The 24,425-nt window shown below is 69.6% G+C and carries 28 protein-coding genes; 11 read left to right on the top strand and 17 right to left on the bottom strand.

Features of this window, described 5'->3' with window-relative positions:
• Positions 1 to 41 precede the first annotated feature (41 nt).
• Together AB0M73_RS01230 and AB0M73_RS01235 are read right to left on the bottom strand one after the other, a co-directional pair.
• Positions 42 to 1,241, bottom strand: a complete 1,200-nt coding sequence (locus tag AB0M73_RS01230) for an AAA family ATPase (protein WP_363885417.1) — start codon at positions 1,239 to 1,241, stop codon at positions 42 to 44.
• Between the two features lie 35 nt (positions 1,242 to 1,276).
• The gene (locus AB0M73_RS01235) at positions 1,277 to 1,480 is read right to left on the bottom strand and encodes a hypothetical protein (protein ID WP_363885418.1); all 204 of its coding nucleotides are present in this window, start codon (positions 1,478 to 1,480) and stop codon (positions 1,277 to 1,279) included.
• Positions 1,481 to 2,252: 772 nt separating this feature from the next.
• Between AB0M73_RS01235 and AB0M73_RS01240 the strand changes: the two genes are divergently transcribed.
• Positions 2,253 to 2,702 carry a winged helix-turn-helix transcriptional regulator gene (locus tag AB0M73_RS01240; protein WP_363885419.1) on the top strand — a complete coding sequence of 150 codons (450 nt, stop codon included), beginning with the start codon at positions 2,253 to 2,255 and terminating at the stop codon, positions 2,700 to 2,702.
• 65 nt (positions 2,703 to 2,767) lie between these two features.
• Here the strand turns inward: AB0M73_RS01240 and AB0M73_RS01245 are convergent, their stop codons facing one another.
• The 12 genes from AB0M73_RS01245 to AB0M73_RS01300 all read right to left on the bottom strand — a co-directional run bounded on the left by AB0M73_RS01245 (position 2,768) and on the right by AB0M73_RS01300 (position 13,442).
• Positions 2,768 to 5,833, bottom strand: a complete 3,066-nt coding sequence (locus AB0M73_RS01245; RefSeq protein WP_363885421.1) for a BTAD domain-containing putative transcriptional regulator — start codon at positions 5,831 to 5,833, stop codon at positions 2,768 to 2,770.
• A 204-nt stretch (positions 5,834 to 6,037) separates the two neighbouring features.
• Positions 6,038 to 6,466, bottom strand: coding sequence for a hypothetical protein (locus AB0M73_RS01250; protein WP_363885422.1), 429 nt, complete (start codon positions 6,464 to 6,466; stop codon positions 6,038 to 6,040).
• Positions 6,467 to 6,517: 51 nt separating this feature from the next.
• Entirely contained in the window at positions 6,518 to 6,907 is a 390-nt protein-coding gene (locus AB0M73_RS01255) for a hypothetical protein (RefSeq protein WP_363885424.1), read from the bottom strand.
• A 95-nt stretch (positions 6,908 to 7,002) separates the two neighbouring features.
• Complete coding sequence (locus AB0M73_RS01260; RefSeq protein WP_363885681.1) at positions 7,003 to 7,488, bottom strand: TadE/TadG family type IV pilus assembly protein; 486 nt, start codon at positions 7,486 to 7,488, stop codon at positions 7,003 to 7,005.
• A gap of 62 nt (positions 7,489 to 7,550) precedes the next feature.
• On the bottom strand, positions 7,551 to 7,910 hold the full coding sequence (locus AB0M73_RS01265) for a TadE family protein (protein ID WP_363885426.1): 360 nt from the start codon (positions 7,908 to 7,910) through the stop codon (positions 7,551 to 7,553).
• Positions 7,911 to 8,040: 130 nt separating this feature from the next.
• Positions 8,041 to 8,229 (bottom strand): hypothetical protein, encoded by a 189-nt coding sequence (locus AB0M73_RS01270; RefSeq protein ID WP_363885428.1) that lies wholly within the window; start codon positions 8,227 to 8,229, stop codon positions 8,041 to 8,043.
• Between the two features lie 51 nt (positions 8,230 to 8,280).
• The gene (locus AB0M73_RS01275) at positions 8,281 to 9,174 is read right to left on the bottom strand and encodes a type II secretion system F family protein (RefSeq protein WP_363885430.1); all 894 of its coding nucleotides are present in this window, start codon (positions 9,172 to 9,174) and stop codon (positions 8,281 to 8,283) included.
• Positions 9,171 to 10,094, bottom strand: coding sequence for a type II secretion system F family protein (locus tag AB0M73_RS01280; RefSeq protein ID WP_363885683.1), 924 nt, complete (start codon positions 10,092 to 10,094; stop codon positions 9,171 to 9,173). Before AB0M73_RS01280 ends, AB0M73_RS01275 begins: the two co-directional genes overlap by 4 nt.
• Entirely contained in the window at positions 10,079 to 11,578 is a 1,500-nt protein-coding gene (locus AB0M73_RS01285; RefSeq protein WP_363885432.1) for an ATPase, T2SS/T4P/T4SS family, read from the bottom strand. The genes AB0M73_RS01280 and AB0M73_RS01285 overlap by 16 nt, the downstream gene beginning before the upstream one ends.
• Positions 11,575 to 12,483 carry a chromosome partitioning protein gene (locus AB0M73_RS01290; RefSeq protein WP_363885434.1) on the bottom strand — a complete coding sequence of 303 codons (909 nt, stop codon included), beginning with the start codon at positions 12,481 to 12,483 and terminating at the stop codon, positions 11,575 to 11,577. The genes AB0M73_RS01285 and AB0M73_RS01290 overlap by 4 nt, the downstream gene beginning before the upstream one ends.
• On the bottom strand, positions 12,483 to 13,196 hold the full coding sequence (locus AB0M73_RS01295) for an SAF domain-containing protein (RefSeq protein ID WP_363885436.1): 714 nt from the start codon (positions 13,194 to 13,196) through the stop codon (positions 12,483 to 12,485). The genes AB0M73_RS01290 and AB0M73_RS01295 overlap by 1 nt, the downstream gene beginning before the upstream one ends.
• A 114-nt stretch (positions 13,197 to 13,310) precedes the next feature.
• Entirely contained in the window at positions 13,311 to 13,442 is a 132-nt protein-coding gene (locus AB0M73_RS01300; RefSeq protein ID WP_363885438.1) for a hypothetical protein, read from the bottom strand.
• Between the two features lie 121 nt (positions 13,443 to 13,563).
• Here AB0M73_RS01300 and AB0M73_RS01305 point away from each other — a divergent pair, with 121 nt between their 5' ends.
• The gene (locus AB0M73_RS01305) at positions 13,564 to 13,776 is read left to right on the top strand and encodes a hypothetical protein (RefSeq protein WP_363885440.1); all 213 of its coding nucleotides are present in this window, start codon (positions 13,564 to 13,566) and stop codon (positions 13,774 to 13,776) included.
• Positions 13,777 to 14,197: 421 nt separating this feature from the next.
• Here the strand turns inward: AB0M73_RS01305 and AB0M73_RS01310 are convergent, their stop codons facing one another.
• On the bottom strand, positions 14,198 to 14,785 hold the full coding sequence (locus tag AB0M73_RS01310; protein WP_363885442.1) for a hypothetical protein: 588 nt from the start codon (positions 14,783 to 14,785) through the stop codon (positions 14,198 to 14,200).
• Positions 14,786 to 15,352: 567 nt separating this feature from the next.
• Here AB0M73_RS01310 and AB0M73_RS01315 point away from each other — a divergent pair.
• Together AB0M73_RS01315 and AB0M73_RS01320 are read left to right on the top strand one after the other, a co-directional pair.
• On the top strand, positions 15,353 to 15,667 hold the full coding sequence (locus AB0M73_RS01315) for a hypothetical protein (protein WP_363885444.1): 315 nt from the start codon (positions 15,353 to 15,355) through the stop codon (positions 15,665 to 15,667).
• A gap of 125 nt (positions 15,668 to 15,792) precedes the next feature.
• The gene (locus tag AB0M73_RS01320; RefSeq protein ID WP_363885446.1) at positions 15,793 to 16,419 is read left to right on the top strand and encodes a prepilin peptidase; all 627 of its coding nucleotides are present in this window, start codon (positions 15,793 to 15,795) and stop codon (positions 16,417 to 16,419) included.
• 26 nt (positions 16,420 to 16,445) lie between these two features.
• On the opposite strand, the gene AB0M73_RS01325 is transcribed toward AB0M73_RS01320, so the two are convergent.
• Together AB0M73_RS01325 and AB0M73_RS01330 are read right to left on the bottom strand one after the other, a co-directional pair.
• The gene (locus AB0M73_RS01325) at positions 16,446 to 17,381 is read right to left on the bottom strand and encodes an aminoglycoside phosphotransferase family protein (protein ID WP_363885448.1); all 936 of its coding nucleotides are present in this window, start codon (positions 17,379 to 17,381) and stop codon (positions 16,446 to 16,448) included.
• Entirely contained in the window at positions 17,378 to 18,973 is a 1,596-nt protein-coding gene (locus tag AB0M73_RS01330) for a hypothetical protein (protein WP_363885450.1), read from the bottom strand. The genes AB0M73_RS01325 and AB0M73_RS01330 overlap by 4 nt, the downstream gene beginning before the upstream one ends.
• 995 nt (positions 18,974 to 19,968) lie before the next feature.
• On the opposite strand from AB0M73_RS01330, the gene AB0M73_RS01335 reads away from it, so the two are divergent.
• From AB0M73_RS01335 to AB0M73_RS01365, 7 genes are all read left to right on the top strand, one after another.
• Positions 19,969 to 20,457, top strand: coding sequence for a hypothetical protein (locus AB0M73_RS01335; protein WP_363885451.1), 489 nt, complete (start codon positions 19,969 to 19,971; stop codon positions 20,455 to 20,457).
• A gap of 52 nt (positions 20,458 to 20,509) precedes the next feature.
• Positions 20,510 to 20,779, top strand: coding sequence for a hypothetical protein (locus AB0M73_RS01340; protein ID WP_363885453.1), 270 nt, complete (start codon positions 20,510 to 20,512; stop codon positions 20,777 to 20,779).
• Positions 20,776 to 21,033, top strand: a complete 258-nt coding sequence (locus AB0M73_RS01345; RefSeq protein WP_363885454.1) for a hypothetical protein — start codon at positions 20,776 to 20,778, stop codon at positions 21,031 to 21,033. The genes AB0M73_RS01340 and AB0M73_RS01345 overlap by 4 nt, the downstream gene beginning before the upstream one ends.
• A 582-nt stretch (positions 21,034 to 21,615) precedes the next feature.
• Positions 21,616 to 21,738, top strand: coding sequence for a lasso RiPP family leader peptide-containing protein (locus AB0M73_RS01350; RefSeq protein WP_363885455.1), 123 nt, complete (start codon positions 21,616 to 21,618; stop codon positions 21,736 to 21,738).
• Between the two features lie 75 nt (positions 21,739 to 21,813).
• Complete coding sequence (locus tag AB0M73_RS01355; RefSeq protein WP_363885457.1) at positions 21,814 to 23,706, top strand: albusnodin/ikarugamycin family macrolactam cyclase; 1,893 nt, start codon at positions 21,814 to 21,816, stop codon at positions 23,704 to 23,706.
• Positions 23,703 to 23,969: a lasso peptide biosynthesis PqqD family chaperone gene (locus tag AB0M73_RS01360; protein ID WP_363885459.1), complete on the top strand. Its 267-nt coding sequence runs from the start codon at positions 23,703 to 23,705 to the stop codon at positions 23,967 to 23,969. Before AB0M73_RS01355 ends, AB0M73_RS01360 begins: the two co-directional genes overlap by 4 nt.
• 5 nt (positions 23,970 to 23,974) lie before the next feature.
• Positions 23,975 to 24,397, top strand: coding sequence for a lasso peptide biosynthesis B2 protein (locus AB0M73_RS01365; protein ID WP_363885461.1), 423 nt, complete (start codon positions 23,975 to 23,977; stop codon positions 24,395 to 24,397).
• Positions 24,398 to 24,425 lie beyond the last annotated feature (28 nt).

Here is a 24,425-nt window from a genome sequence, read left to right on the forward strand (position 1 = left end):
GCGTTCGGTCCTTTCGCGACTGTCGCGCGGGCGGGCGGTGGCTAGATGCGGGCACCAAGTGCCAGCGGGGCAACGGTTTTGCCGAAGGCGGCGCGTACGGCGGTGGCCACGATGTCGCGGTCCTCTTCCGGGGCGGTGCCGATCAGGTTCCCGGCGGCGGCGTCGACGCCCAACACGTCGGCGATCTTTTGGAACGCCAACAGTTCCCGCAGTTGCGGTGCCCACCGGATCTCGCCGTGTGCCTGTCGGGTGGCGAGATTGCGTGCCACCGCAACGGCGCGCTTGTCGATCTTGAGTTGCGTCGCGAGGTCGTAGTCGGTGGACACCTGGATCTGCACGGAAAACCGGGACGCCAACGCATCCGACAGCACCGCGCCGTGCACGCCGGGGTTGTGTCCGGCCACCACGTAGAAACCCGGTGCGGCGTCGACGGTTTCGCCGCCGTTGGCTTTGATCATGATTTGGCGGCGGCCGTCCATTGCGGGGTAGACGACGGCGAGCACGCTGGGCGGTATGAGGGTGGCGTCGTCGATGAACAACGTGCGGCCTTCGCGCATCGCGCGGACCAGTGGGCCGTGCACGAACACGAACTTCCCGTCCGGGGTTTGGGTGTACTCGCCCACGATGTCGGCGACCGTGGTGTCCCCGTCGCCCTGGATCGTGATCAGGTCGCCGAACGCGGCCTCGATCACCGATGTCTTCCCGGTTCCGGGTGGCCCGTACATCAGGGCGGCGACCCCGGCGTCCCGCAGCTTGTGCAGCGCGGTCACGTCCGGCACCCCCGACAGCGTGCGCGGGTGGTAGAGCTGCCCGTTGGGGCGGGTGACCGGACCGGTCACCGGGGCGACCGTTGGCGAAGCGGGCGGGGTCGGCGCGGTGGTCGCGGTCGGCGGTGTCGGGCGGGGTGTGCGGCGGCGGGGCGTGCCGGACGGGACCGCCACGGGCGCGGCGGCGGCGTCGGCGGTGGTCGGGGTCGACCGGTAGCGGACCGGTGTGGTCGAGGTCTGTTCGGCGTAGCCCCCGCCGGTCAACGCTTTGAGCGCGTTGCCGATCGCGCCGGACGACCGCCCGGCGAGCGCGGCGGAAATATCGCGCGGGGTGAGTTCCGTGCCCGCCCGGTTGGCGAGGACTTCCGCGACCTGTCGGCGGAGTTCGCCGTTGGGCAACCGCCCGCCCGCCGGGGCGGTGGTCGTGCCGGATGCCGCCGGGGCGGTCGTCGTCGGCATGGTTGGCGTGGTCATCGCGCGGCGTCCTTTCCGATCTTGTGTGCGGGTGGTCAGGCAGTGGCGGGCGCGTCGTCGTCGTCGTCGTACTTGTCGAGGTCGTCGGGCAGATTCACGTGTTCTTCGGCGGCGGCGTCGGCCAATTCCTGAGTGGCGAATTCGTCCGACCATCCGCAGTAGCAAAACGCGGTGACCGTTCCGTCGTCGTTCGTGTCGGTGTTGGCGTAGCACATGATCGGCTCCCATTCGTTGGACATAGCTCGCGCCGGGCGTGGTATTCGGTGTGGTTTCCGGTTCCCCCGGCGACAATTCAATTATGACTCTGCCGCGCGCCGCATGCAATACAAAACACCGCCCATTTTCAAGACTCTTTTCGTGTCGGCGCGTCGCCGTCATTGTCGGCGAATGGAAAGCCGCCATTCGATTCGGCCGCAGGCCGGCGTCCGGGCCGCTGAGCATGAAGACGAGGCAACCGCGGGGGCGGGGATGTGCTGAGAACTGAAGAAGAACTGAATGATAGAAGGAGGAAAGGCGTGGGTGGACAAGGTGAGAGAAAAAACAAGGGTAAGGTGAATTGGAATCATAGATCGCTAGCCAACCAGGCCGCCCCGATGTGTTTGCCGGCTTGTGGACAAGCGAGTCTGGGATACCAGCGGATCCCCCTGTGGGGTCGGTGACCTGCGTCTTCGCGGGCAGCAGGGGGTGGTCCTCTAACGTGATCCCCCGTATGAACCCCATCGTGATCCCCCGTATGAACCCCCAATGGAAGTTACTCTACGTTCAGTCGATCTCTAAATTGACTACCCTAAGTGACAGCTGGCATTGAGTCGGTCTGAGTAGGAATACGCTGGGCGGTTTCCGCCGTTCGGCGTAACGTGGAGGGCTCCGCCGTGAGCGTGCAGAGGCGCGGGATCGCGGCATGGTCGTGCTGAGCAGGCGCGACTGCTCGTCCGGCATCCGAGGGAGCGCTGCCGGACGGTGGAACGGACGGCGCGACGGGGGTCGAGCCGGTGCACACCGGGAGGCGCAATGACGGTGGGGGTCGAGAGGTTCCTTCGGCGTTTGTACGATCTCAAGTACCTCGTCGGAGACAAGTGGGCACTGGCCATCCTGGTCGCGCTCTCGGGTGGCCCGATGCGGCGAGTCGAGATTCTCTCCACAATCAACTCGTATTCCATCGGCAAAGAATGGTCGGACAAACACGATGTCCTGCACGATAGCATCCTCGCGCGGACGGCGAAAAAGCTGACCCAAGACGGTCTTGTGGCGCGGACGCGCCGTACGGAGACTTTCCCGCCCGAAGTGTTCTATTCGTTGACGCAAGACGGGCTCGAATTCTTGCAACTCACCGAACCCGCCATCGCCTGGGTGGAGCAGCACGTGGCACTCATCGCGCGAGCACAGGAGAACCGGCGCCGACCTGACGGTGACGAGGGCACACTCGGAATCGCCGACCTCGACGACGAGGACGAAGATTAGCCGATTCCGACCGCCGCCGCCCGGCCGGGGACGGCACGGCCGGACCCACGCGGCGACCACGCCGCTCACTCATCCGGCCCCGGCGGCACCACGGTCGCCGCTGAACCGCGCTGGGCGACGCGGACGCCGTCGTGGCGGTGCCGCAGCCGGGCGGCCAAGCCGATCGCGTGCTCGCTGGGCCGGTTGTCGACCTCGGCCAGCCGGGTGGTCAGCAGGGTCAGTGTGCGGGGGATGGCGTCGAACAGTCCGAGGCGTTCCTGCAGCCGCATGATGTCGCGGTAGAGGGCTTCGTTGTGCGGGTCGAACGCTCGGGCGATCTCCAACAAATCGAGGGTCTGCTGCGGGTCGTCGGCGACCAGGGCGCGCGCCAGCCTGGCCACGGCGTCGATGGCGTCGCGGCGGATCCCCTCCCGGGCGGTCTCGATCCACTCCGTGCTCATCCCGTCGGCGAGCGGGCCGCAGTAGCTGTCCACGATCGCCCGATATGCGTCCACCCGTTGCTGGTCGCTGGTGGCGGCCCGGCGGGCGGCCAGGGCGGCGTCGAAGCGCCAGAAGTCCACGTCCACGACCGCCGGATCCAATCGGTAGCGGTCCCCTCCCACCACGACGATGTCCGACAGCGCGCCGCCGGTGGCCACGCTCACCGACCGGCGAAGCCGCGACAGGGCGGTGTTCATCGCGTTGGTCGCGTTGTCCGACACCGCGTCCGGCCACAACGCCGCCACCAGGGCCTCGCGGCTGGCGCCGTCGGGGTGCACGGCCAGAAACACCAGCAGCTCACGGGTGCGGCGCTGGAACGCGTTCGTGACCTCCCGCGCGTCGGCCGTGTCGGCCTCGGGCCGCCAGAACACCCGTGGGGCGCCGAGCACAGCGACGCGCACCGGCGCCGCGGCCCGTGCTTCGGCGTCGGCGGCCTTGCCCACCGCGGACGGCGCACCCACGGCCTTGCCGGCTGGTTGGTCGGGCTCGTCAATGGTGGCCTGTGATGCAGCAGTGGCCTGGGGCGCGGCGGTTGCGCCGGACCGACGGAGGGGCCGGCTGGGCCGGAGCCTGACGCCGGGCGCGGACACGGCATACAGGCCGAGGATCTCCAGCTCGGTGTCGGACACCACCGGCGCCTGCCTCACGGCGGTGATCTCCAGGTCGGTGTCACGCACCGGCCGCGCGCCGCCGATGTTAGTCACCGGCACAGGTTCGACGGCCGGGGGCACGGCGCCGGACTGGGGGACGGGTGGCGCGAGGCGCGGTCGTGGCGCGGCGTGCTCCTCATCCTGGGCAGGTGGCTCGGGGTCGGCCTGGCCCAGCAGGACCAGCAGCGCGGCGGTGTCGCCCTCGCCGAGACGGAACATGAGGCTGCCGCGCAGCGCCTGGCCCAGGCCGGGACTGGTCGCAGACACGGTGCCGTCAGCGCGGACATAGCAGGTGACGCCGGGCTGCCACTGGCCCAGCAGCAGCCCGGTGATCCCGAAGAGCGAGCCGTTGTCCAGGACCGCTTGCAGCCGCGACCGCTGGTGCTGAGGCACGGTGGCGGCCAGCACCATCGGCGGCCAGGACCGGGGCTCGTCCCCGGGGGTGGTGGGGGTGCCTGCGCGTACCAGGATCTCGGCCTCGAGCGCGTCTAACGCGTCCTGCAGGCTGTCGGCTACCCGCAGCGACGCCGGCATCCTCGTGTGGGCCGTGCCGCGCCCGAGCAGCGGCACGAGGTCGTCGGCCGGGACGATGATCTTCGGTGCGGCCGAGCCCGCCCGGTGACCGGTGCTGCTCAGCGCGGTGACCAGCAGCACGCGGGCCGCCGCCGGGGCACCGGCGCCGACGAGCCCGAGCCCGCGGGCGACCGCGAGGTTCAGCGCGATCTCCCGGCCGTCGCGCACCCCCAGCCGAGGAGCCACTGCGGGGTCGTCGTCGGAGCCGTTCTCGGGCGCGCCGATCACCCGCAGCGGCAGAACACCGCCGCGCGTGGGCGGCACGTCGTCCGCGTCGTCCTCGTCGAGTTCGATCTCGTCGTCGCGTTCGGCGCGCAGGTGCGCCAGCCGCAGCTGGTAGACCACCGGCGCGACGGGGAAATCGTCGCGGTCGCCGCTGCCGGGCCGATACCTGCTGCGGTAGCGGCGCCGGGCGATGGCCAACGCGGCGCTGATCGCGGCGGCCAACCCGAGGCCGACGAACAGGTCCGGCCCCCAGCGGAAGCCCGGTTCCCGCGCCGACGACACTGGCGAGCCGGCGTCGGTCGTCGGCGCCGCCGGCGCCGGTGCAGAGCTCGCGGTCGGCGGCGTCGTGGTCGGCGCTGAGATGGCCGGAGGCGGGGATGCCGGAGGCGGGGACGTGGGAGCGGGAGCCGGCGCTGGCATGCCCACTGGCGGCGCGCTGGGCGGCGCGGACGCGGTGGCGGGAAGGTCGAGTTCCTCCCCGGGGTAGATCAGGCTGGGTTGGGTGAAGGTCCGGCCGCCGGGTTGTGGCTTGCCCTCGTTGGCGTGCCAGATTTCCGGCCAGCGCGCGCCGTCGCCGAGGGTGCGTTGCGCGATCCGCCACAGCGAGTCGTGCACGCCGTTCTCCGGGGCGCGCACGATCACCGACACCGGATGCGATACCGGTGGCGTGCCTGCGTCGGTGATGGCGCTGTCGGCGAACGGGGTCGTGAACACCGCCTGCCGCACGACGACTGTGCTCGGCGACGCGGGATTCTGCCACGCTGGCGCGGTCGCGACGACCGGCGACCCCGTGCCCAACGCGGCCGACAGCGGGCCGCTCGGCGGCGGTGCGGGACGGTTGCCCAGCACCGAGAGCAGGACCGCGCCGACCAGCACGCCCGCGAGGGTGTGCATCGGGCCGGCGCCCGACAGGTCCGGCCACCGCGCGCCGCGCACGACCCCGACCGTGCAGCGCAGCACGTCGAGAGTGAAGAAGAACCACACGATCCAGCAGGCACAGGCCAGAAAATCCAGCAGGAACGTGACGCTCATCGGGGCGAGCAGGAACCCTTGCAGCTCCGACCCAGTCGGGACGTGGTGCGGCAGCGGCCATCCGACGTAGTGCACCAGCGCCCACGGCAACCCGACGACGAGCGCGGCCAGCACGACGGCGGCGATCAGGCCCCGCAGGAGCCTGCCGAGCAACCGGACGGTTCCGGCCACCAGCCGCCAGGCGCGACGGCCTGGACCCGGTTGCCGTGCGGTTTGCTGGCGGGATCGATGTGAGGTTGCGGTCACGGCTAACTCGATTCCTTGGCAGTACAGGATCTATGCCCGATGTTCACCACCGGCGAGAGGTGCCGGGTGCGCGGGCGGGGTGGCCGTGGACTGACGTGGCGCGGCCTGCCCAAGCACGGTAGGGCGACCTCACGCCACCTCCGCCGGGACCCGCAGTGGAGTCTGCGCGCTGTCGGTGCGAGTGGGCGCGGGCTCGGTGCGTGTGGATGTCGGGCGGGCCGTCGGTGTCTTCGCTGTGGACGGTCCTCGGTTCGTGTCGCTCTCCGCGCTCGCGGCGGGCCGCTTACGCTTGCCGCGATTCGGTTTGCGGGCCGTGAGCCATCGGGTGAGGTCAGCGGCAGGGACATCGGTGAATGTGGCCAACTCGTCGATGTCCATGACGTCGCTGACGGAGGCAAGCACGGCACCGAGTTGTTCTTCGATGTCGGCCAGTTGCTCGGCAATGGCGGCCCGGCGCTGCGCGAGCGCGCCGACCTGCTGTGCCGCCGCAGCCCTCTTCGCGCTGCGGGCGGTATCGGCCTGCTCGACACGGCGTTCGATCTCTTCAGCAGTAGCCATCCTGCGGTCCTTCCGGTGATGTGCTGCACTGGGTGCGGGCGACGAGTGCGGTCATGGCTCGATGTTCACCACACCGCGCTGCGGATGAGCGCTTCCCTGACCGTGCACGGTCAAGCTGGAAATGCCGACCAGGCCCAACAGTTGGGTGTGCTCGACGGCGGTCACCGCGACGGTGACGGTGTCCCCGGACACCGTTACCGTGCCCGACGCGCCGACGCCGGCCAGGTAGCTCTGGGCGTCGGCGACGGCTTGGGCGGGCACGAGTTGAAGGGTGCCGGTGGCGCGGTAGGCGGTCAGGTCGATGGCCTGGGCGCCGGCGCGGGCGGCGGCCTGGGCCTGGCCGTTGGCCTGAACCTTCGCGGCGAGCGCGAGGCCGCCGTCGAGGGTGAGCCCGGCCAGGGCGAGGATGCCGATGGTGAGCACCACGACGAACTCGGTCACCCGGCCCTCGTCCGCCCGCCACCACGACCTGCGCCGCGCCCACCACCGCGCGCGGCATGTCCACCAGTTCGCGCGGGCATGGCGGCCCTGGCGGGTCACGATCCGCCCCCAGTGTTGACTGCGACCGAGCGCCAGGTGTCGAGCGGCTCGACGGCGGTGGCGGAGAGCTGTTTCTGGCCGGGGACGCCGAGGATCAGGGCGTCGCTGAAGCTCACGGTGCACGACACGGTGACCGACACCGCGCCGCCCGGCCGCATCCCGCCGGTGGTGGTGTCCACGGCCAGCGACTCGCAGCTCACTCCGGCCGAGGACAGCGCGCTGGCCGCGGTGGACTGCGCCGCCGCGATCGCAGTCGGCGCGGTTCGTTGAATGCTGGCCGCGCGGGCGGCCTCGTGCGCGGCGTCATCCAGCCGCAATCGAGCGTCGACACCGCGGTGGATCACGACAGCGACGAACACCAGCAGCATGATCAGGAACGGGGCGATCAGCGTGACTTCCGCCGCGACCGAGCCCCGGTCTGCACGCCACCAGGCCGCCCACCCGCGCCAGCCACGCCGCCGACGTCCCTGTGGCCGTGTCAGGCCGTGTGGTGGGCAGGTGACGCGCACGGGTGCTGCTGATATTTTGCTTGCTACCACGGGAATCACCCACCTCCGCCTACGTCGGGAACGAACCTCTCGACCGGGCCGACAGCCTCGGCGTGTACCGGCAGGTGCAGGAACGGCACGACCGAGGTCGCGGTGCCCGAGATCCGTACCGACGCCGCCGTCGCGCTGCGATCGGCGTTCACGCTGGTGCCGGTCAGCGGCCCGGAATCGAGTTGGTCGAGCATCTGCTGCGCGCTGGCGCTGCCCGCGGCCGCGGTCCCGTCCTGGGCTCGCGCCATGGCAAGCCCTTGCGAGGCAGCGGCTTGTGCGATGTGCGTGGCGTGCGACCACAGCGCGACCTGGACGATCGCCAGCAACATGAACAACAACAGCGGCGTCGCGATCACCAACTCCACGCTGACCGAGCCACAATCACCCCGCAGCGTCCGCTGAACCCGCCTCGCCCCACCCGCGCGGCCGTCTGCCCGCTGCCGTGGCAGAGGGTGTCGTCGCGGTTGTGGGGACGGCATGGTGCCGGTCATGGCTTTACAGGTTGATGCCGTTGGCCTTGGCGGTCACCTTCGCGACGATGATCGCGATGATCGCCAACGCGGCCACGACCAGCAGCGCGGTCACCAGGACCGTCTCTGTCGAGTACCCGGCCTCGGGCTCACGGCGCACCAGCTCCCACCGCGCCTTGAACACCGTCCACACTGCCATCCAGTAGTGGTGCATTCCGTTTCCCTCCTGTGGTTCTTCCCTCCGTGCCTCGACTCAACGAATCCGTCAGAGTCCGGCCAGGACTTGGGTGAGTGCCGGGTACGCGATGAACGCCAAGAAGCCGAGGAACAGCAGCATCACCGGCAGCGACATGCGTTCGGTGGCGGCGGCGGCGTCGCCTTCGGCGTCGGTGATCTGGTGCGTGCGCAGCGCCCCGGCCTTGGCCGCCAGGGAGGTGCGGACCTTGGCGCCCTCGGTGCCGGCCAGGCTGACCGAGGCGGCCAGCTCGGCGAGTTCGGTGACGTCGAGTTCCTCGCCGAGCTGCCGCAGCGCCGCCCACGGCGTCGTGCGGGTCAGCCGTGCGGTGTCCAGAGCCCGACGGATCTGCTCGAACGCCCACCCACGGCCGATGGCCACCGAGTCGTTCAACGCGCTGTCGACGCCGGCGCCCCCGGCCAGGGTGATCCACACCAGGTCCAGGTAGGCGGACAGGGCGTGGCGGAACCCTGTCCGCAGCTTTGCCGCGTCCGACCGGGCCTGCAGGTCGGGCAGAACGAACCCGGCCACGGCCAGTACGAGCCCGGCGAGGATCGGGAACTCGATTCCCAGCGACAGGTCGGCCACGGTGAGCAGCAGTTGCAGCAGCACCGGCGCGAGCAGCCCGGCGATGGCCAGGGTCGCCTTCTCCGCCAGATGCGTGGACACCGGGCGCCCGATGACCGCGAGGTCGCGGGACAGCCGCTCACCGGGAAGACCGAGGGAGCGCAGCGGGGCGCTGAACGGGCGGCCGAGTTTCGCGGCCCACCCGGTTTCCTCGGTGGCAAGGATTGGCGTCAGCTCCGGCGCCGCAGTCGCGCGGGCCAGGACCACACCCAGCGCGGGGCGCGGCGGAAACAACCACACCGCCAACGCCCACAAGCCGACCCCGAGTCCAGCGCCCAGAACCAGTGCGGTGATCACAGGTGTTCCACCTGCCTTTCGTTACCCTGCAAGGGATCTCCTACGGCGAGGTCGGGGTTCGAGAGGAACCTGGTGGGCTCGGCGACACGCGCGATCCTCACGAGCCAAGCGAACCCCAGGCAGAACAGCACTCCGATGACCAGCAGCACGACCTGACCGCCTATGGAGTCATAGGCCGACAGGTACGGGCGGTTGAGCAGCACCACGGCGACCGCGAAGCCGATCGTGGTGCCCACGATCACCCGCACCGACGTCCGCGTCCGGGCGCGACCGACCTCCACCCGCATCCGCATCGAAGCTTGCTCGCGGGCAGCGTGGGCCAGCGACCCGAGCAGGTCGCCGAGTTGGCGAGCCTGCTGCTCGGCGGCCAGCACCAGCGCCGCGATCACGAGGTCCCCGGTCGGGTCGGCGAGCTGGTCGGCCAGGGCGCGCAGGGAGGGAACGAGGCGGTCGCCATTCTCGATCCTGGTCGCGAGCTCGGTGATCTCGGCGCGGATGGCCGGCGGCGCTAACGGCGCAGTGGCCAGGATCGCCTGCTCCAGACCGGCGGCGGCCGACAGCGTGTCGCGCAGCATCTCCGTCCACGTCGCCACCGCCTCGATGCGGGCGACCCGGCGGGCGTGCTCGGGGTCGCGGCCCAGCACACGGGGTAGCGCCCAGCAGGCCAGGCCGGCCAACACGGCGCCGACAACCCAGCCAGTGGCCAGCCCGGCCAGCAACCCGATCGCGACGGCCAGGCCGATCCGCAGGACCTGGCGCTGATCGTGAGGCGCGTCCTGGCGGCGGAGCATCACGCGACGAGGCCGGTCGGGATCGAGGCCCCGCCAGCCGACGATCACCAGGAGCAGGCCCGTACCGGCTCCCAGACCGAGCAGCGCGGCCAGGGCGGTGTTGAGAGTGACGGTCACGATGCCCACCAGCCTTCGGGGTTTTCCAGCACGGCGGGGTCGAAGCTGGCGTCGACCAGGTCGTCGAGCGTGTCGGTCCGTAGCGCCCCAGCCACGGGGTGAGCGCGTCGGTCCGGCCCGGGTCGGTAGATCTCGTTGGAGATGACCTGGGGCCCGTCGGCGCCGACGACTTCGCGGATCGAGGACACCACACGGATGGTGCGGTCGGTGCCGCGCGCGAGGTGCACGACGAAGTGCACAGCGGAGGCGACCAGCAGGTTGGTGGCCTCCAACGGAAGCCGTTCGACGCCTTGGGCGGCGTAGGAGGCCAGGCGGGTGAAGGCGATGCGGGAGCTGGAGGCGTGCAGGGTGGCCATCGAGCCGTCGTTGCCCTGCGACATCGCGTTGCACATCGGGATCACTTCGGGACCGCGGATCTCGCCGACGATCACGCGGTCCGGGCTCATCCGCAGGCCCCAACGCACGAGTTCGGACTGGGAGATGGCGCCCTCGCCTTCGATGTTGGCCTCGCGGGCTTGGAAGGCGGTCACGTCGGCGTGGATGTCGGGGTCGAGTTCCAGGCCGAGTTCGAAGGCGTCCTCGATGGTCACGATGCGCTCCATCGGGTCCATCTCCGCGGCCAACGCCCGCAGCAGCGTGGTCTTGCCCGCGCCGGTGCCGCCGGTGATCAGCACGTTCTTCTTGGCCCGCACCAAGGCCCGCAGGAATTCCTGCAGCCCGGCGTCGATCGTGCCGCGCGCCCGCAGTTCGGGGAGGGTCACGGTGAGGTAGCCGTGCCGGCGGATCGACAGCGAGGTCACCCCGCCCGCGGTCAACCCCATCACCGCGAACAACCGTTCCCCGCCAGGGAGCTGGAGGTTGACCGCCGGGGAGCCCTGATCGAACCGGCGCTCCTGACTGGACGCACGTGCGGCGAGCAGCCGCACCAGGTCGGTCAGTTCCTCGTTCGACGCCGCTATCGGGGCGACCTGGGCGCGGCGGCCGTCGTTGTACTGGGCGAAGACGCGGTCGTAGCGGTTGGCGTTGATCGTCTCGATGGTCGGGTCGTCCAACAAGGGTTGCAGTCCGGCCATGCCGAACAGCTCGTTGATGACCTCGCTGACCACTCGCTGCTCGATCGGGCCGTCGACCAGCGGGCGGTCGGCGTCGAGTTCGCGTTCGGTGTGCACGGCGATCGCGTCGTCGAGGATCGCCTGCGCCAACGCACGCCGCGCCTCGCGAGTGACCGCGGCGCCCGAGCGTCGCTGCTGGGCGTCGACCCGTTGCGGCAGCTCGGTGCCGAGGGTGTCGCGCAGGTGTTGGCGCAGCCGCGCGACGGCCGCCGTCGTGTCGACCGGCTCCGGCACCCCGAACGCCTCAGGCACCGGTGGGGGCGATCCGAGGTAGCCCTGCGCTGCTGGCGGGTTGGGCGGCCAGCTGCCGCGAGGGTGATCCTGCCGGTGGGGGCGCAGCGGGACCGGGCGCGGGTAGCCGTTGCCGTTAGGCGGGTAGGTCATGACGCCGCGCCTCCTCGTGAACCGCCGTCGGTGACGCCTGGGTGTCCGGGCGGCAGCGGCGCGGACCGGACACCGTTGACCGTCACCGGGCTGCCCGGCACACCAAGCACCGCGTGCAGGACCGGCGTCGGCCGGTTCGGGACCGGGGCCTGCTGCGGCAGTTGCGGCGGCGGCGCCTGCTGGGCCACCAGCACCTTCGCGACCTTGTGCGCGATCTGGCCCAGCGGCGAGTGCACGGGTCCGCTGCGACGCCAGTGTGCGCTCGGGCGCCCGCACAGCACTGCCGCGCCATGCGGGTCGTCCGGCACCCGGCCCAGTGGGAGCACGTCCAACTCGCTGGCGACATCGGCAGGGGAGTAGCCGTCGCCGACCAACAGCATCACCGGATGCGCCGACCACCGGCCGATCGCGGGCAACCGGCGCGCCAGGTGCGCGAGGTCGTCCGCGTGCGCGCCGGTGAGAAGGATCATCGCGTCCGCGGCGCGCACGATCGGCATCGCCGGGGAGCCAGCGTCCATCCGTCCACAGTCGACGATCATCACGCTGTTGGGCAGGTTCGCCGCCGCGCGCAGAACACCCGGCCCGAAGGCGGGATTCTGGGTCAGCGCGGACAACGCGCCTCGGGCACGGTCGGCGTCCGGCGGCGCGGCCACCACTGGCAGCCCACCGGGCAGGCCCTGGGCGTGCTGCCATACCAGCGCCGGATCAGCGCTGCGCCGTGCGGCCGCGGCCAGGCTCACCAAGCCCGGCCCGGCACCCAGCGAGAACCGCGTGGCCAGGTCCCCGCCGGAGGGGTCGGCCTCGACCAGCAGAGGGCGGTACGGCGCTGGCCACCGCGCGGCCAACGCGACGGAGAGCGTGGTCACCCCCGGCGAGCCCTTCACCGACAACACCGCGACCAACATCAGTGACCACCTCCCGAGACCATCACCACGGACAACTGCCCTGCCGGCACCGCTGCGATCTGGCGGGCGGCGGCCTCGCCCAGTTGCACCGAGATCACCGTGATCTGCTGGTTGGGCGGCGAGGTCACACTCGTGACCACCGCCGGCCACACCGACGACGGATCCGCCGTCGGCACGCTCGCCACCGCGGCGCCCGTCTGGCCGGGTACGAACACCACCGACACGTGTGAGCCGGGAGCGACCTCGGGCGGGAACTGTCCGGACTTCAACGACAGCGCCGCAAGCGCCTGCCCCGCCGCGGGGAAACCGCCGTTGCCCACCGCGTCCGGCGTCAGCAGCGCACCGGCGGACAGGCTCGTGGACATCGTCTTGCCGACCACGCTGGCGGCTTGGCCTGCGTCCACAACGGACACGCCGGGATCGACGGCGACGTTGACCTGCTTGAGATCTTGTGCGGTCAGCACCTGCCCGACCGTCACCGGGCGGGCCAACGCCACTACCGGCTCCCGGTTGCCGGAGTCCAGCGACACCACCAGAAACACGCCGACGCACACCACCACGAGCAGCGCGCCCAGCAACAGATGGGGGATGCTGCGCCGTCGGCCGCCGCGCAGCCGTGAGGCGGGCGGCTTCTTGCCGCCTGTGACCCACGGGCTGCTGGTCGATCCGAGTGGCCGGTTCGTGTCCGGCTGGGTGGTGATGTTGGTGCTCACGCCGGTACCTCCAAGCATGGGGCTAGTACGCCGCGTCGCCAGGTGGTGATCAGCGAGCGGAGGATGTGGTGCTGGTATCTGTTGTTGTGTCGATGTCGGACTGCCCAGAGAGGGTCAGCCGCCGTTGTTGAGGGCCTGGGATTCGGCGACCCGGAAGGCCGCGTTGCCGGTCGTGGTCAAGTCCGGGAACACCCCGCCCTGACCCGCCCCGGCCCAGGTGACGGTCCAGTGCACGGTCGCTGTCACTGGGAACGCTTGTCCCGTTTGGCTTGCCGAGGACGTCCGGTAGGTGTGACCACAGTCCGGGGAGGACGCCTTGGGGTTACTGCTGGCGGCGAACGGAGTACCGGGGCCAGCGCACGTAACCGTGCTGCCGTCACCCATCGACCACGTCACGGACGTCGGCGTCGCTGTGGCGGTCACCGACACACCGGGAACAGAGACCGTCGCGGACACCGTCTTCCACCCGCCCGACAACCACAGCCAGGTCGGCAACGACACCAACTGTTCCCCGCTGGGGCTCGCCGCGATGGCGGGCGCCGGGAACTGCAACTGCTTGCGAGCGATCTCGGCGAGCTGAGCCGGGGACGGCGGCGTCGGCTGCGGATCCCCAGCCGGTGCTGCGGCACCGAGCGGTACCCAGGTGAGGGTGTTGGGGTCGGTTGTCCAGGAACCATTGACCAGACAGCTCCGGACGTACCAGGTGCCCTCCTGGCCAGGGGGACCGGGCCGGCCCTGCTGCCCGTTGCCCGACCCACCCACGGACATCCATTGACACGACGCGCCGGTTGACGTCGAGGCGCCGCCCTGAGCCGAATTGCCGCTACCCGAGTTGCCGCCCGGCTTGCCGTCACCGCCGCCTGTGCCTGCACCGAGATCGCAAACAGGAGAGGGGACCTGGCCACAGTTCGTAGTCCCCCAGCCGTCGGCCAAGGCAGGTACTGCCAGGCCGAGCAAGCTGATAGCTACGACTCCCGTGATAGTCGCGATGCGCCGCATGGTCAGCACGTCCCCAGGTCGTGGACGCCGAAGTCGGTGACCTTCCACGAATTGTCGGTTTGCTTCTCGACGATGGCGTTGATCAACCGGCGACCACCGGGTGTGTCGGCAAGCTTCCCGTTGTCTGCGCGGTACTTCAGCCAGTGTGTCGAATCGCCGCAGTCGGTGATGATGATCTTTTTGGGGTCCGCAAGAGGGTCCACGGAGGACACGCCGGGGTTCAAGACCGGCTCGCCCTTGGTGACCAAGCCGTTGTCGTGATCGGCGTACAGACCCCGAGACATGTTCGTCAGCGCGATGCCCGTGGCGTACTGGCCGAGTGAGGTCGACTGCCAGTCCGATGTGGTGCCAGCGACGACGAAGTCGTGCCACATGCCTCGGTAGGCGGTTAGCGCGGCTTGCTTGGCTTGGTCGACTTGACTCCCAGGAGTCGTCGAGGACAGATCCGATGGCGACGTCGTCGTTGTCGTTGCGGTGGCGCTGGGCGGCCCCGAGTTGCACGACGTCAGCGCGAGCCCTACCGTGCTGACCGCGAGCAGGGTTGTGATCCAACTCGTGCGCGTCGTGCTGGATGCCGTTCCTCCGGTCACGCGTCACCCCCCAGGTGCGAGTGAAGATCATTCGAGTTTTTGTGGTACCTATCACGTGTACACCACACCCCCTAGGTGATTGCAAAGTAACTAAGAAACTGACTTCGAAGTCGGCATGGCGTGACCTGGAGAAATTCACTCTTTCGGGGGACTCATGTCACCGTTCGGGTTCGTAGCCGCCTGTGCACGTAGCGTGACCCGCTGCGTCTTCGAGGGTGAATTGAGTGGTGGAAATGCTGCAGAAAGCTAGAGAAATGGGCTTCACGACGCATGTGCGCATTGCTCGTGTTGGCCAGTGGCTGGGCTCGTCACCGGCGCTGCGTAGATGACGGGGGCGTCGGTGTCTACTCACGACGGCGTGTTGCCGGTCGGCGTCGGTCGCCTGCGCGACGGCCACCTATCGGCGAGACTGCCAACGGCGAATCTGGTGTTGGCGGCTCGGCTCGATGAGCGATTCGCCCACTGACCTCGGACACCGCCTTGCGGTGGCCGGCGGCGTGACGCGGGTCGATGCTTACAGACATGGGGTCAACACATGAGCTTCATCTTCAGCGTCAGGCTGGCGAGGTGGCTTGGCAGGCGGCGATCGGCCTGGGCATCGGCGATGACGACACAGTGGACGGTGTCGCCGAGACCGAGCATGTGGACTTGGTTGCGGCGAGAGCGTGGGTGGAGCGGGTCCTGCCGGTGGCGGAGTTTCCGGTATGGGTACACGGCCGGCCGCACGGCACGGCCGGGGCGTTTCTGTACGGCACTGTCGGCCGGGGCTGGTATGCCCGGCAGGACGACGGCAGCCTCGAGTTCGAACCCGATCCAGACGGTCCGGTATGGGACGCGGACCTGATCGACGGCACCCTGCGATGGCGAAAGAAGTCCTCATAACCGCCCAAACGGGACGTTCTCTACGCCGTGGTGTCGATCACCCTGGACGTTTCCAGCCAAACCCGATTGAGATGATCTAGGACGCTCAGCGAGACGCCCGCGAATGGATCGGTGCGGTTATGTGGGTGATTGCCACCTGGGCCATGGTGGGAGCCGGGGTCGGCGCGATCGTCAGCTTCGGCACGCGCCGACTGCTCAGTCACCAGTCGAGCAGCGTCCTGACCTCGAGCTGGACCGGAGCTCTGCTAACGGCGTTCCTGTTCGGCACGCTTGCCTGGGGCCTGGGATCTCGCTTCGACCTCCTGCCCGCCAGCTACCTTGCCGCAGTCGGTGTGCCCTTGGCCGTCATCGACATCCTCGAACAACGCCTGCCCACCAAGCTGGTGATGCCCAGCCACGCCGTACTCGCCACCCTGTACGCCGTCGCATCGGTCCTACATCCCGAGGACCTGCATGATCTCGTGCGAGCCGCTCTGGGGACCGGCATACTCGCCGCCTTCTATCTCGTGCTGGCACTCGCATCGGGTGGAGGACTCGGCGCCGGAGACGTGAAGCTGGGCGGCGTGCTCGGCCTTGCCCTGGGCTGGTCAGGCTGGTCGGTCCTCATCGCGGCCACGTTCCTGGGATGGTTCGCCGCCGCCATGTGGCTGGTTGTCCGGGTGGCTCGGCGGCCACCGCGGAACTCGCCGCTGCCGATGGGGCCGTTCCTCCTGTTCGGCGCGTTGCTGGCAATCACCCTGGTGCCCCGCTGACCTCAATGTTGTCGCTACGTATCGATTCAGAACTCGGCCCAGGTGGCAGTGCTGCCGCTCCTGATCCCGTCGAGACGCTCCCGAAGGGCCCGTGCCAGCGCAGGCTCCTGTGGCGCGCGGCGCAACGGTCCGGCGAGCTGGACGAGATCTCTCATGGCCAGCAACGTGGAGAACACAGGCCAACCGGACAGGTCGTAGCCATACGCCTGGACGAACGCGGCTGCCCAGTCGGCTCCGCGTCCATAGCGGCGGGCCGCGTGGAACGAGGGGATCAGGTCGATTTCGCGGGGACCCCAGCACACGGAATCCCAGTCGCCCAGGACGGTGGCCTCGCGGCCTGCCACGGTGTTCCAGAGCAGGTTGCCGGCCCACGCGTCGCCGTGGATGAGGCCCCGGCCCAGGGGCCAGTCGACGGTGTCCAGGTCGTGGCGGACGGTGGCGATGTGGGCGAGTAGCCAGTGCTGCTCCTCGTCGCTGATCGCTGCTAGAACGGCGGGTGCGCGCACGGCGGCCTCCAGTGATCGCAGTGGGGTCCACTGAGGCAGATCGACTGGTGGCTGCGGGAGATCGTGCAGGCGACGGACAATTGTGCCCAGGTGCGCGGACGTGGGCTTGCGTCCGTCGTCAGGCTGGGGGTAGTAGGCCCAGAAGGTTGCCGTTGTTGTGTGGTCCACGGCGATCGCGTCGGTCTCGGGAATCGGGGCGGTCGCCGGGAAGTCGTGGCCGTCGACGAGCCACCGTGTGATCTGGAGGCTTGTCTGCGCGCGTCGCATGCCCTGCGAGCCGAGTGCTAAGCGGACGACAGCGTTCTCGGCGGGTAGCACGTACACCGCGTTCGCGTAGTGGTGGACGAGCCGGGCGCTTGTGGGGTCGAGACCGGCGAGTTCGCAGGCGCGGAGAAGAGCGTGGCGCAGCTGCGGGGTGTCTTCGCCGTTCTTGGTGGGGTTGTCCTTGCCGTTCACGACCCGATGATCTCTCGTGGCGCGAGAGTGTAGCTGTCGATCGCTGCCCGGACGGTGGTCGCAAGGTGCGAGCCGTGAAAACGGTGCTGGGTCAGTGCTGACGCGAGTGTCGACAGTGGACTGCGCAGGGGTTCGATGCGCAGGTTGGCCGGCAGTGTGAGAACTGGCTGGAGGGCCTCCCGCGTGCCGTCCAGGTCATTGGTCGCCAGACGTGCGGCAGCGACATCGATCCTGGCGAGCGCGAGGTCACCGTAGGAGCTCCGCTCGGGTGGGCCGCCGGTGTAGCTGTCGATCGCCGCGAGCGCATCCCGCTCGGCGCTGTCGTAGTGCCCGAGCAGCAGGTTGGATTCGGCGGCGAAGAATTCCTGTTTGGCGTCGGGGAAGGACAGGATGCCGCCGATGTCGTCGAGGTCGGCGACCTCGTAGGTGGTGCCGACCCGCTCGCGGTGGTGCTCGGCGGTGGCCAGCGCCGCGCGTGCTCGCTCGTGCTGTCCGACCCGCGCGGCGAGCCTGGCCTCGTAGCTGGCCAGGCGCACCGCGGCCGTGCCGGGCACACGCGACCGCGCGAGCTCTTCGCTCGCATCGCGCAGGTGTCGAAGCGCCTCAAGGGGGCGGTTCGCGGCCTCGGCCAGCAACGCCTGCGTGCCCAGCGCCCACGCCTGGAGTTCGACGTGATCGGCCTCCTGCGCGCACAGCTGCGCGAGCTGGGCGTGGGTGATCCCGGACGACCGGTCACCCAAGACATGGGATGCGTGAGCGAGCACGACGCAGGCCATGCCGGTGAGCGCGTAGAGGTCTCGTGACCGGTGAAGCCGCTGATGTGCGTAGAGGTGCCCGAGCATGGTGGTGCGCAGTTCGACGAGTCGCGGGAACAACACGGCGGCCGGTTCACGCAGGAAAAGACCACTCAGTTCGCCGAGCTGGCTCCGGTACATGTCCATGGTCGTTCGGCCCACCTCGCTGGACTCCGTCCACACCGCGAAGTCTCGGGACTGCTCGGCGGCAGCCTGCACAAGATGATCGAGGGCACCCTCGTCCCGGACATCAGACAGAGCAGACACCTGCCCGGTGGATCGCCATCGAGGTCTGCTCACGTTCGTCTCGTCAGTGGACGGGCGGCGTGCCAGGTGGGCGTTCCCGGTGGCGCCGGGTGGCAATACCACTGGCTCGTCTGCCGAGTTCGTGGTGGCCGCTGTCTCGTGGGTGGTGTGCAGCACGAGTTGGTCTCGGCGGGGAAGCTTGTCGATGTCCGCGCGGCCGACTAGGCGTTGAGGCGCAGTGCCGTAGACCACGGCCAACACGGCGAGGTTGTATGCCGTCGGGGTCTTTGCACCGCGCGCGACCGGCCACTGCTCCAGCTTAGAAATCAAGCTGGCGTCAACTCGCGCGCCGTCGTCGCCCAGAGCCTCGTTGTACCGTGCCGCCGCCTGCAACTGGGTGAGGCCGGCAGCGTACCGGTAGGCGGCCAGCGGCGTGAACTGCCAGCGAGCGCGGAACTCCTCGGCGACCTCCTCGACCGAGCTTCCGTGAGCAAGCATCGCCGTCCGCAGCTCGTCCCGCTCGGCCTTGCCCCCTGTCTTGCCTGGTCGCATGTCACCTCCCGATCACCGGTTCACGAATCCCAGCGTGGCGGGTTGGCAGTGCTGGATCAAGGGATGGCGGTCCAGATTCTTGTGAACCCGGTGCAACAAATGCACCCCGCAGGGCGCATATGTGCAGGTCGGGGGCGGGTTTTCGGATCAGGGAAGCGTTGGATGTCCGGCCGGTGACCCACGGCCGTCAGTAACGGTTGTCTAGTTGATGTCCGCTGGTGACCACCCGAAAGGCGAGGATTGTTGTGGCAATCATGAACGTCGCGACCGCACCGCGTCGTCGGAGTGGGCGGGACACACACAACCCTGCGCGACGCCGTCGCGCGCGGCTCGGCATGTCGCCGCCAGTATCGGCTCAGCCCCCCACCGTGGCCGGATTGCTGCTGGCCGCCGCGGGTGACCACGAAGCCGCGCCAGGCGCCGACGCGGTTGAGGCCGTGCTGGCGGGCATCACCGCCAGTCCCATGCGGGAGGGCCGAGCCGTACCGGCCTGGCCGGACCCATCGCCCTCCAGCGTGCACGCGCATCGCTCGGCCGCTGCGGCCGGCTGGGCTGTGACGTGGCCATGACCAGCCACCACCGCAGGACGCCCCTTGTCTGGTTGCTCGCCCGGCTGCGCTGGCAGCGCGACCCGGACCTGTGGACCGTCCGGTGTCGCGACGAGCACGGGCGACGAACCTGTGTGCTGGTCCACTTGACCGCGGTCGGGGTCAGCATCACCACACCGAGCGCTGGAGCGCTGCAGTTGACGCTGCTGCAGCTCGGTCGCCTGCGTGCCGCACTGCGCGACGCTGCCATGAGCTTCGATCGGCTGTCCGGCACCGGACATTCCTCGACGCTGGCTGCATCCTCGCGCGCCCAGACCACCCGGTCGTCACCGACAACGCCACCGATCCCTCCCCGCCGCGTTCACGCTCGGATGGCCCCGCGACCGTCAGTCGCGGACATCGCTGCCCGTCTCACCGTCTCAGCACTGTCTGAATTGGAGGCCGATCATGACCATTCTGACTCCGCCCCGCGCAGCCCCGGAGTGGTTGCGTGAACTGGCCGCCGCGCGAGCACGCTACGAGGAACTGTTCGGATGGCCGGTGTCAGTCGACGTCGAGCCGCGGCGCATCGTCGTGCCGGTCGGTGCGGTTGTCGACGCCGTCACCATGCCGTCCTCGCTCGGCGAGAAGGTGTTGGCCGAACTGGACATCACGATGCTGGCCGGACCTGTGACCGCAGGACCCGGCGGCGCCTGGTGGACTTTCCTGAGCCAACCCGCCACCGCACCACGCCCTGAGGTTCCCGCCGAACTCCACGCGGTGAAGGTGCGCCTCACGCCCCGGGGCGCCCACGCGGTACTGCCCACCAGGGATGACAACAACGGCCCATGGCGGTGGATCGCGCGGCCACAACCGCACCGCGCGCTGCCGCCGTGGTCGGCGGTCATCGCCGTCACCCGGCGGATCGTCACCGGTGGTGCACTCGCCGCCAGTTAGCGAGCCTCTGTCCCCTGCTCCCGGCCACATCCGATCCCTTCGGAGGGCAATCGTGAACGACACCGCCGGTGCTGATCCTCGCGCGGCACGACATCTGTGCGCGACCGAGCCACGACCGCGACAAGGCGGCGTGGTTGTCCGCGATGACGGCGGCAGCGGTCATCGCGGAAACCGGGATGGGGAACGTCGTCCGGAGACCGACCGGCTGGGTGTGGACGAGCCTGTCGGATTGTCGGCACAGCTGCGGACGACGGTGATTCCTGCCGTGGTCGCGATCACCGCCGCGACGCGCATCAGTCGCCGCTGGCCCGAGGAGAGGTGAGCAGGATGCTCTGTGCCGACAGTGAATTCCTCGCCCGCGTCGCCCGGCTCAACCAAACGCTGGTGGCGTGCGCGCTCCCCTTGGCCAACCACATGCTCACACCTGACCAGCTCCGAGCTCTGGGCGACGAACTCCATGCGGTTGGTCAAGGATTCCTCGACCGTGTCGGCCTGACCTACATCGACGCGCCGATCACCGTGGTCGAGGGCATGGACGTCCTCGCGATCGAAAGTCCACACAGGACGGTTTCGTGATCGAGCGGTGCGGGCCCGAACCGGGCACTGTCTGCCCTGGGATCCGACCTGTGGCGGGAGGGAAGGAGTAGCCAGTATGACGGGCGATCTCGGGGTCGTGTGGGGTATCAACCGCACCTACAGCGGCCGGACGCATGTCGTGCCACGCGGCTGGAAAACCGGTCTGTGCACACTGCCGGTCGACGACCGACGAGAACAGCGCCCGTATGGCTACAGGATCTGTCCCGAATGCGCCATCGCCTGGATCGCCGTGATCTTCCCTGCCACGCCTGCCCACCCTGCCTCGTCTCCTGAAGGGACACCGCCATGACCGCGTACCTCGGATCCCCACGCTGACAACGACTTCTCACCGCCGGCCGACCCGGGCCACGCGACCCCGGGCCCGGAATCGGTCGGCAGTTCCCGTGATGGCGTCGTAGACGCCCCCGACACGCAGCGGCGAGCCGAGCGCACCGGCCACCGACCTGCGCGAGCGGCTCCGCCATCACGGGAACCCACTATCGCCCCGTGTGCCCAGGACAGCTCGCAGTAATGCCGGCAGCACACGGGACGCCGTCAGTTTCCCAGCACAGAAAGGAGGTGATGGATGTGGACACCGAGTCCTACCAGACGCCGCAGGTGACCGACCTCGGCGACGTCACCGAGCTCACCCTCGGCACCGCAGCGGACGACACCGCTGACATGAACACCGCCCGCTACTACTGACCAACCGATGTTGAGACGGCCCGGACGACGTGCCTCGTTCGGGCCGCCTCAGCTCCTGGGACCACGGGATCCTCGATGACGCGCACTGCAAGCCGCCGTTGCTTCGTCGGCTGGGCCGGATCAACCCCACAACCCCCCATGACTCCGACAGCACGGACACCAGTCTGGCCCGCTCCAAGACCATTGTGGACGCTGGGCGACTGGAGGCCAGACGAGATCCGGGTCGTGACTGACCCCGAACTCGCCACGCGGGCAGCGTTCCTGGGACCCTGCCTGGCAACGGAGGACGAACTCCACCACGCGCTGCACGCCGCGGCCATCGGGAAACACCGTGAGGTCCTGCAAGGACTGCCAGGGTCCTATGCCGTCGTCGTCGACGACGGACACCGCGTGCACGTGCTCACCGACCGCGCCGGGCTGCATCCGGTGTTTCACACCCAACTCGGGGCGGGCACCGTGTACGCCTCGGACGCCCTGATACTCGCCGCGCTCCAGCACCCCAACCTGGCCGAGGCGGTGAACCCCACAGCCCTGGCCGCCGCGATGTTCCTGCCTGAGCTACCGCAGCCCTTCGGACCTGCGAGCGTGTTCACGGGCGTCCAACGCGTCGGACCCGACCACGCGCTGGTCCTCACGCCGCATCGCCACCCGCAGGTTCAACCACTATGGACTGACACGGGGTCCACAGATCTGGTTGACGCGGGAACACTGCTGCGACAGGCCCTTCTGACCGCCGTCGACCGCCGGGTCAGCGTCGCCACTACCGTGAGCACCGACCTATCCGGCGGATTGGACTCGTCCTGCCTGGCTGTGCTCGCGGCACATGCCGGCAGCGTGCCATTGGCGGTGACTTACGCTGACCCGTACGCGGTCAACGACGAAGACCTCCACTTCGCTCGCACCATCGCCGCGACCCAGCCCCGGCTGCACCACGTCGTCATGACCGGCGACCAGGGCACCCTGCCGTTCACCGCCATGGACACCGTGCCCGTGACCGACGAGCCCAGTCTGGACGGTGTGATCATCGCCCGCACCCGCCACCGGCTGGCGCCAGCCCTGGCCCACCGCAGCGAGCTCCACCTCACCGGGGACGGCGGCGACGTGGTCCTGACCGCCCCCGGCCTGACCTACCTGGGCGACCTCGCGCGGACACGCCAGCGGCGAGCACTACGACAGGAAGCCACCGGATGGGCGAGACTGCGACACCACCCGGCCCGCCGTGTGGTCGCGGCGGCCAATGGGCTGGCGCGCACGTCCTGGTCCGACACGCTCGGCCAGCTCGCCGGCCAGCTCACCGACCCGCACCTGCACAGCCCGGCCCGCCGCGGACTGCAGGACCACCTGGCCTGGGCGACCCTGTCACCGGCCACCGCATGGGGCACCCTGCGCATTCGCAGCGCCGTGGCAGGCCGCCTGCGCGCCACCGCCCCGTCGCCCCATGCGCACGGCGTCCGGCCCGACAGCGCCGATGCTGTCGCGCTACGCACGCTGCACTGGCATGGCGCCGCCACCCGCGGCTTCACCCAGATCACCCGAGCCCTCGGAATCACGGTGGCGACCCCGTTTCTGGACAACCAGGTCATCGACGCCTGTCTGGCCGCACCCGCCGTCGAGCGCACTACCGTCACCCACGCGAAACCGCTGCTCGCCGCCGCTCTCGGAGGTCGGGTTCCCGCCGGTTTGCTGGCCCGCCGCACCAAAGGCGACTATTCGGCCTGCGAGTACCACGGGCTGAGGGCCAACGCCGACGAACTGCGGGCGCTGTTGGCGCAGCCGCTGCTGGCGGACCTGGATGTGCTCACGCCTGAGGGTCCGCGCGAGGCGCTGCGGCTGGGGCTGGCGGGCATGCCCGCCCCGATGGGCGCCCTCGGCGTGGTGCTGGCCACCGAAACGTGGTTACGCGCCCTGACCACTCTCGACCCCACCCGATGGTGGCGACCCACCACAACAGAGGAGGACACGCCGTGAACGCGCTGGCGCCAACACCGGCCGTGCACCAGATCACCACCGCGGACGGGACCGTGCTCCTGGACGCCGACCGCGGCCGCTTCTATGGCCTCAACCCGACCGGGAGCGCGATCTGGCAGGCGCTGTCCGGCGGGCACAGCGTCGAGCAGATCACCCGCGACCTCGCCGCCCGCTACACCGCCCGACCCGAGCAGATCCGCGCCGACGTCGACACGCTGGTCGCTCAACTTCGTGACCGCGGCTTACTACACACCAGAGGGTGAGCGCGGTGAGTTCCCCGATGGCAATGGACACCACTGATCCCCGTCACCCGGTGCGCGGCGGCGACCGGATCCTCGCCCCGCTGTGCCTGACCCTGGCGACGGCGCTGCTTCACCTGCGCTTCGGCCGCGTGGTCGCAGTCGCCGGCTGGACCGCACGGCGATGTCACCGACCCGCCACCGAAGGTGAGGCGGCCAGCATCACCACGGCGCTGCGCCACGCCGCACGGCACCGACCAGGTCGGATGGCCTGCCTGGAATTGTCCCTCGCCGCCGTGCTGCTGGCCGGGCTCCGCCGACACTCGGTGACCTGGTGCATCGGCGCCCGCCTCATGCCCTACGCCTCACACGCCTGGATCGAGATCGACGGCCACCCGGTCGGCGAACCCGCCGCCCGCGACCGCCCCTACCACGTCCTGCTCCGCGTATAACGAATCGTCCACACCCACTAAGGATCAC

The sequence above is a fragment of the Kutzneria sp. NPDC051319 genome (assembly GCF_040682195.1).
GTDB lineage: Bacteria > Actinomycetota > Actinomycetes > Mycobacteriales > Pseudonocardiaceae > Kutzneria.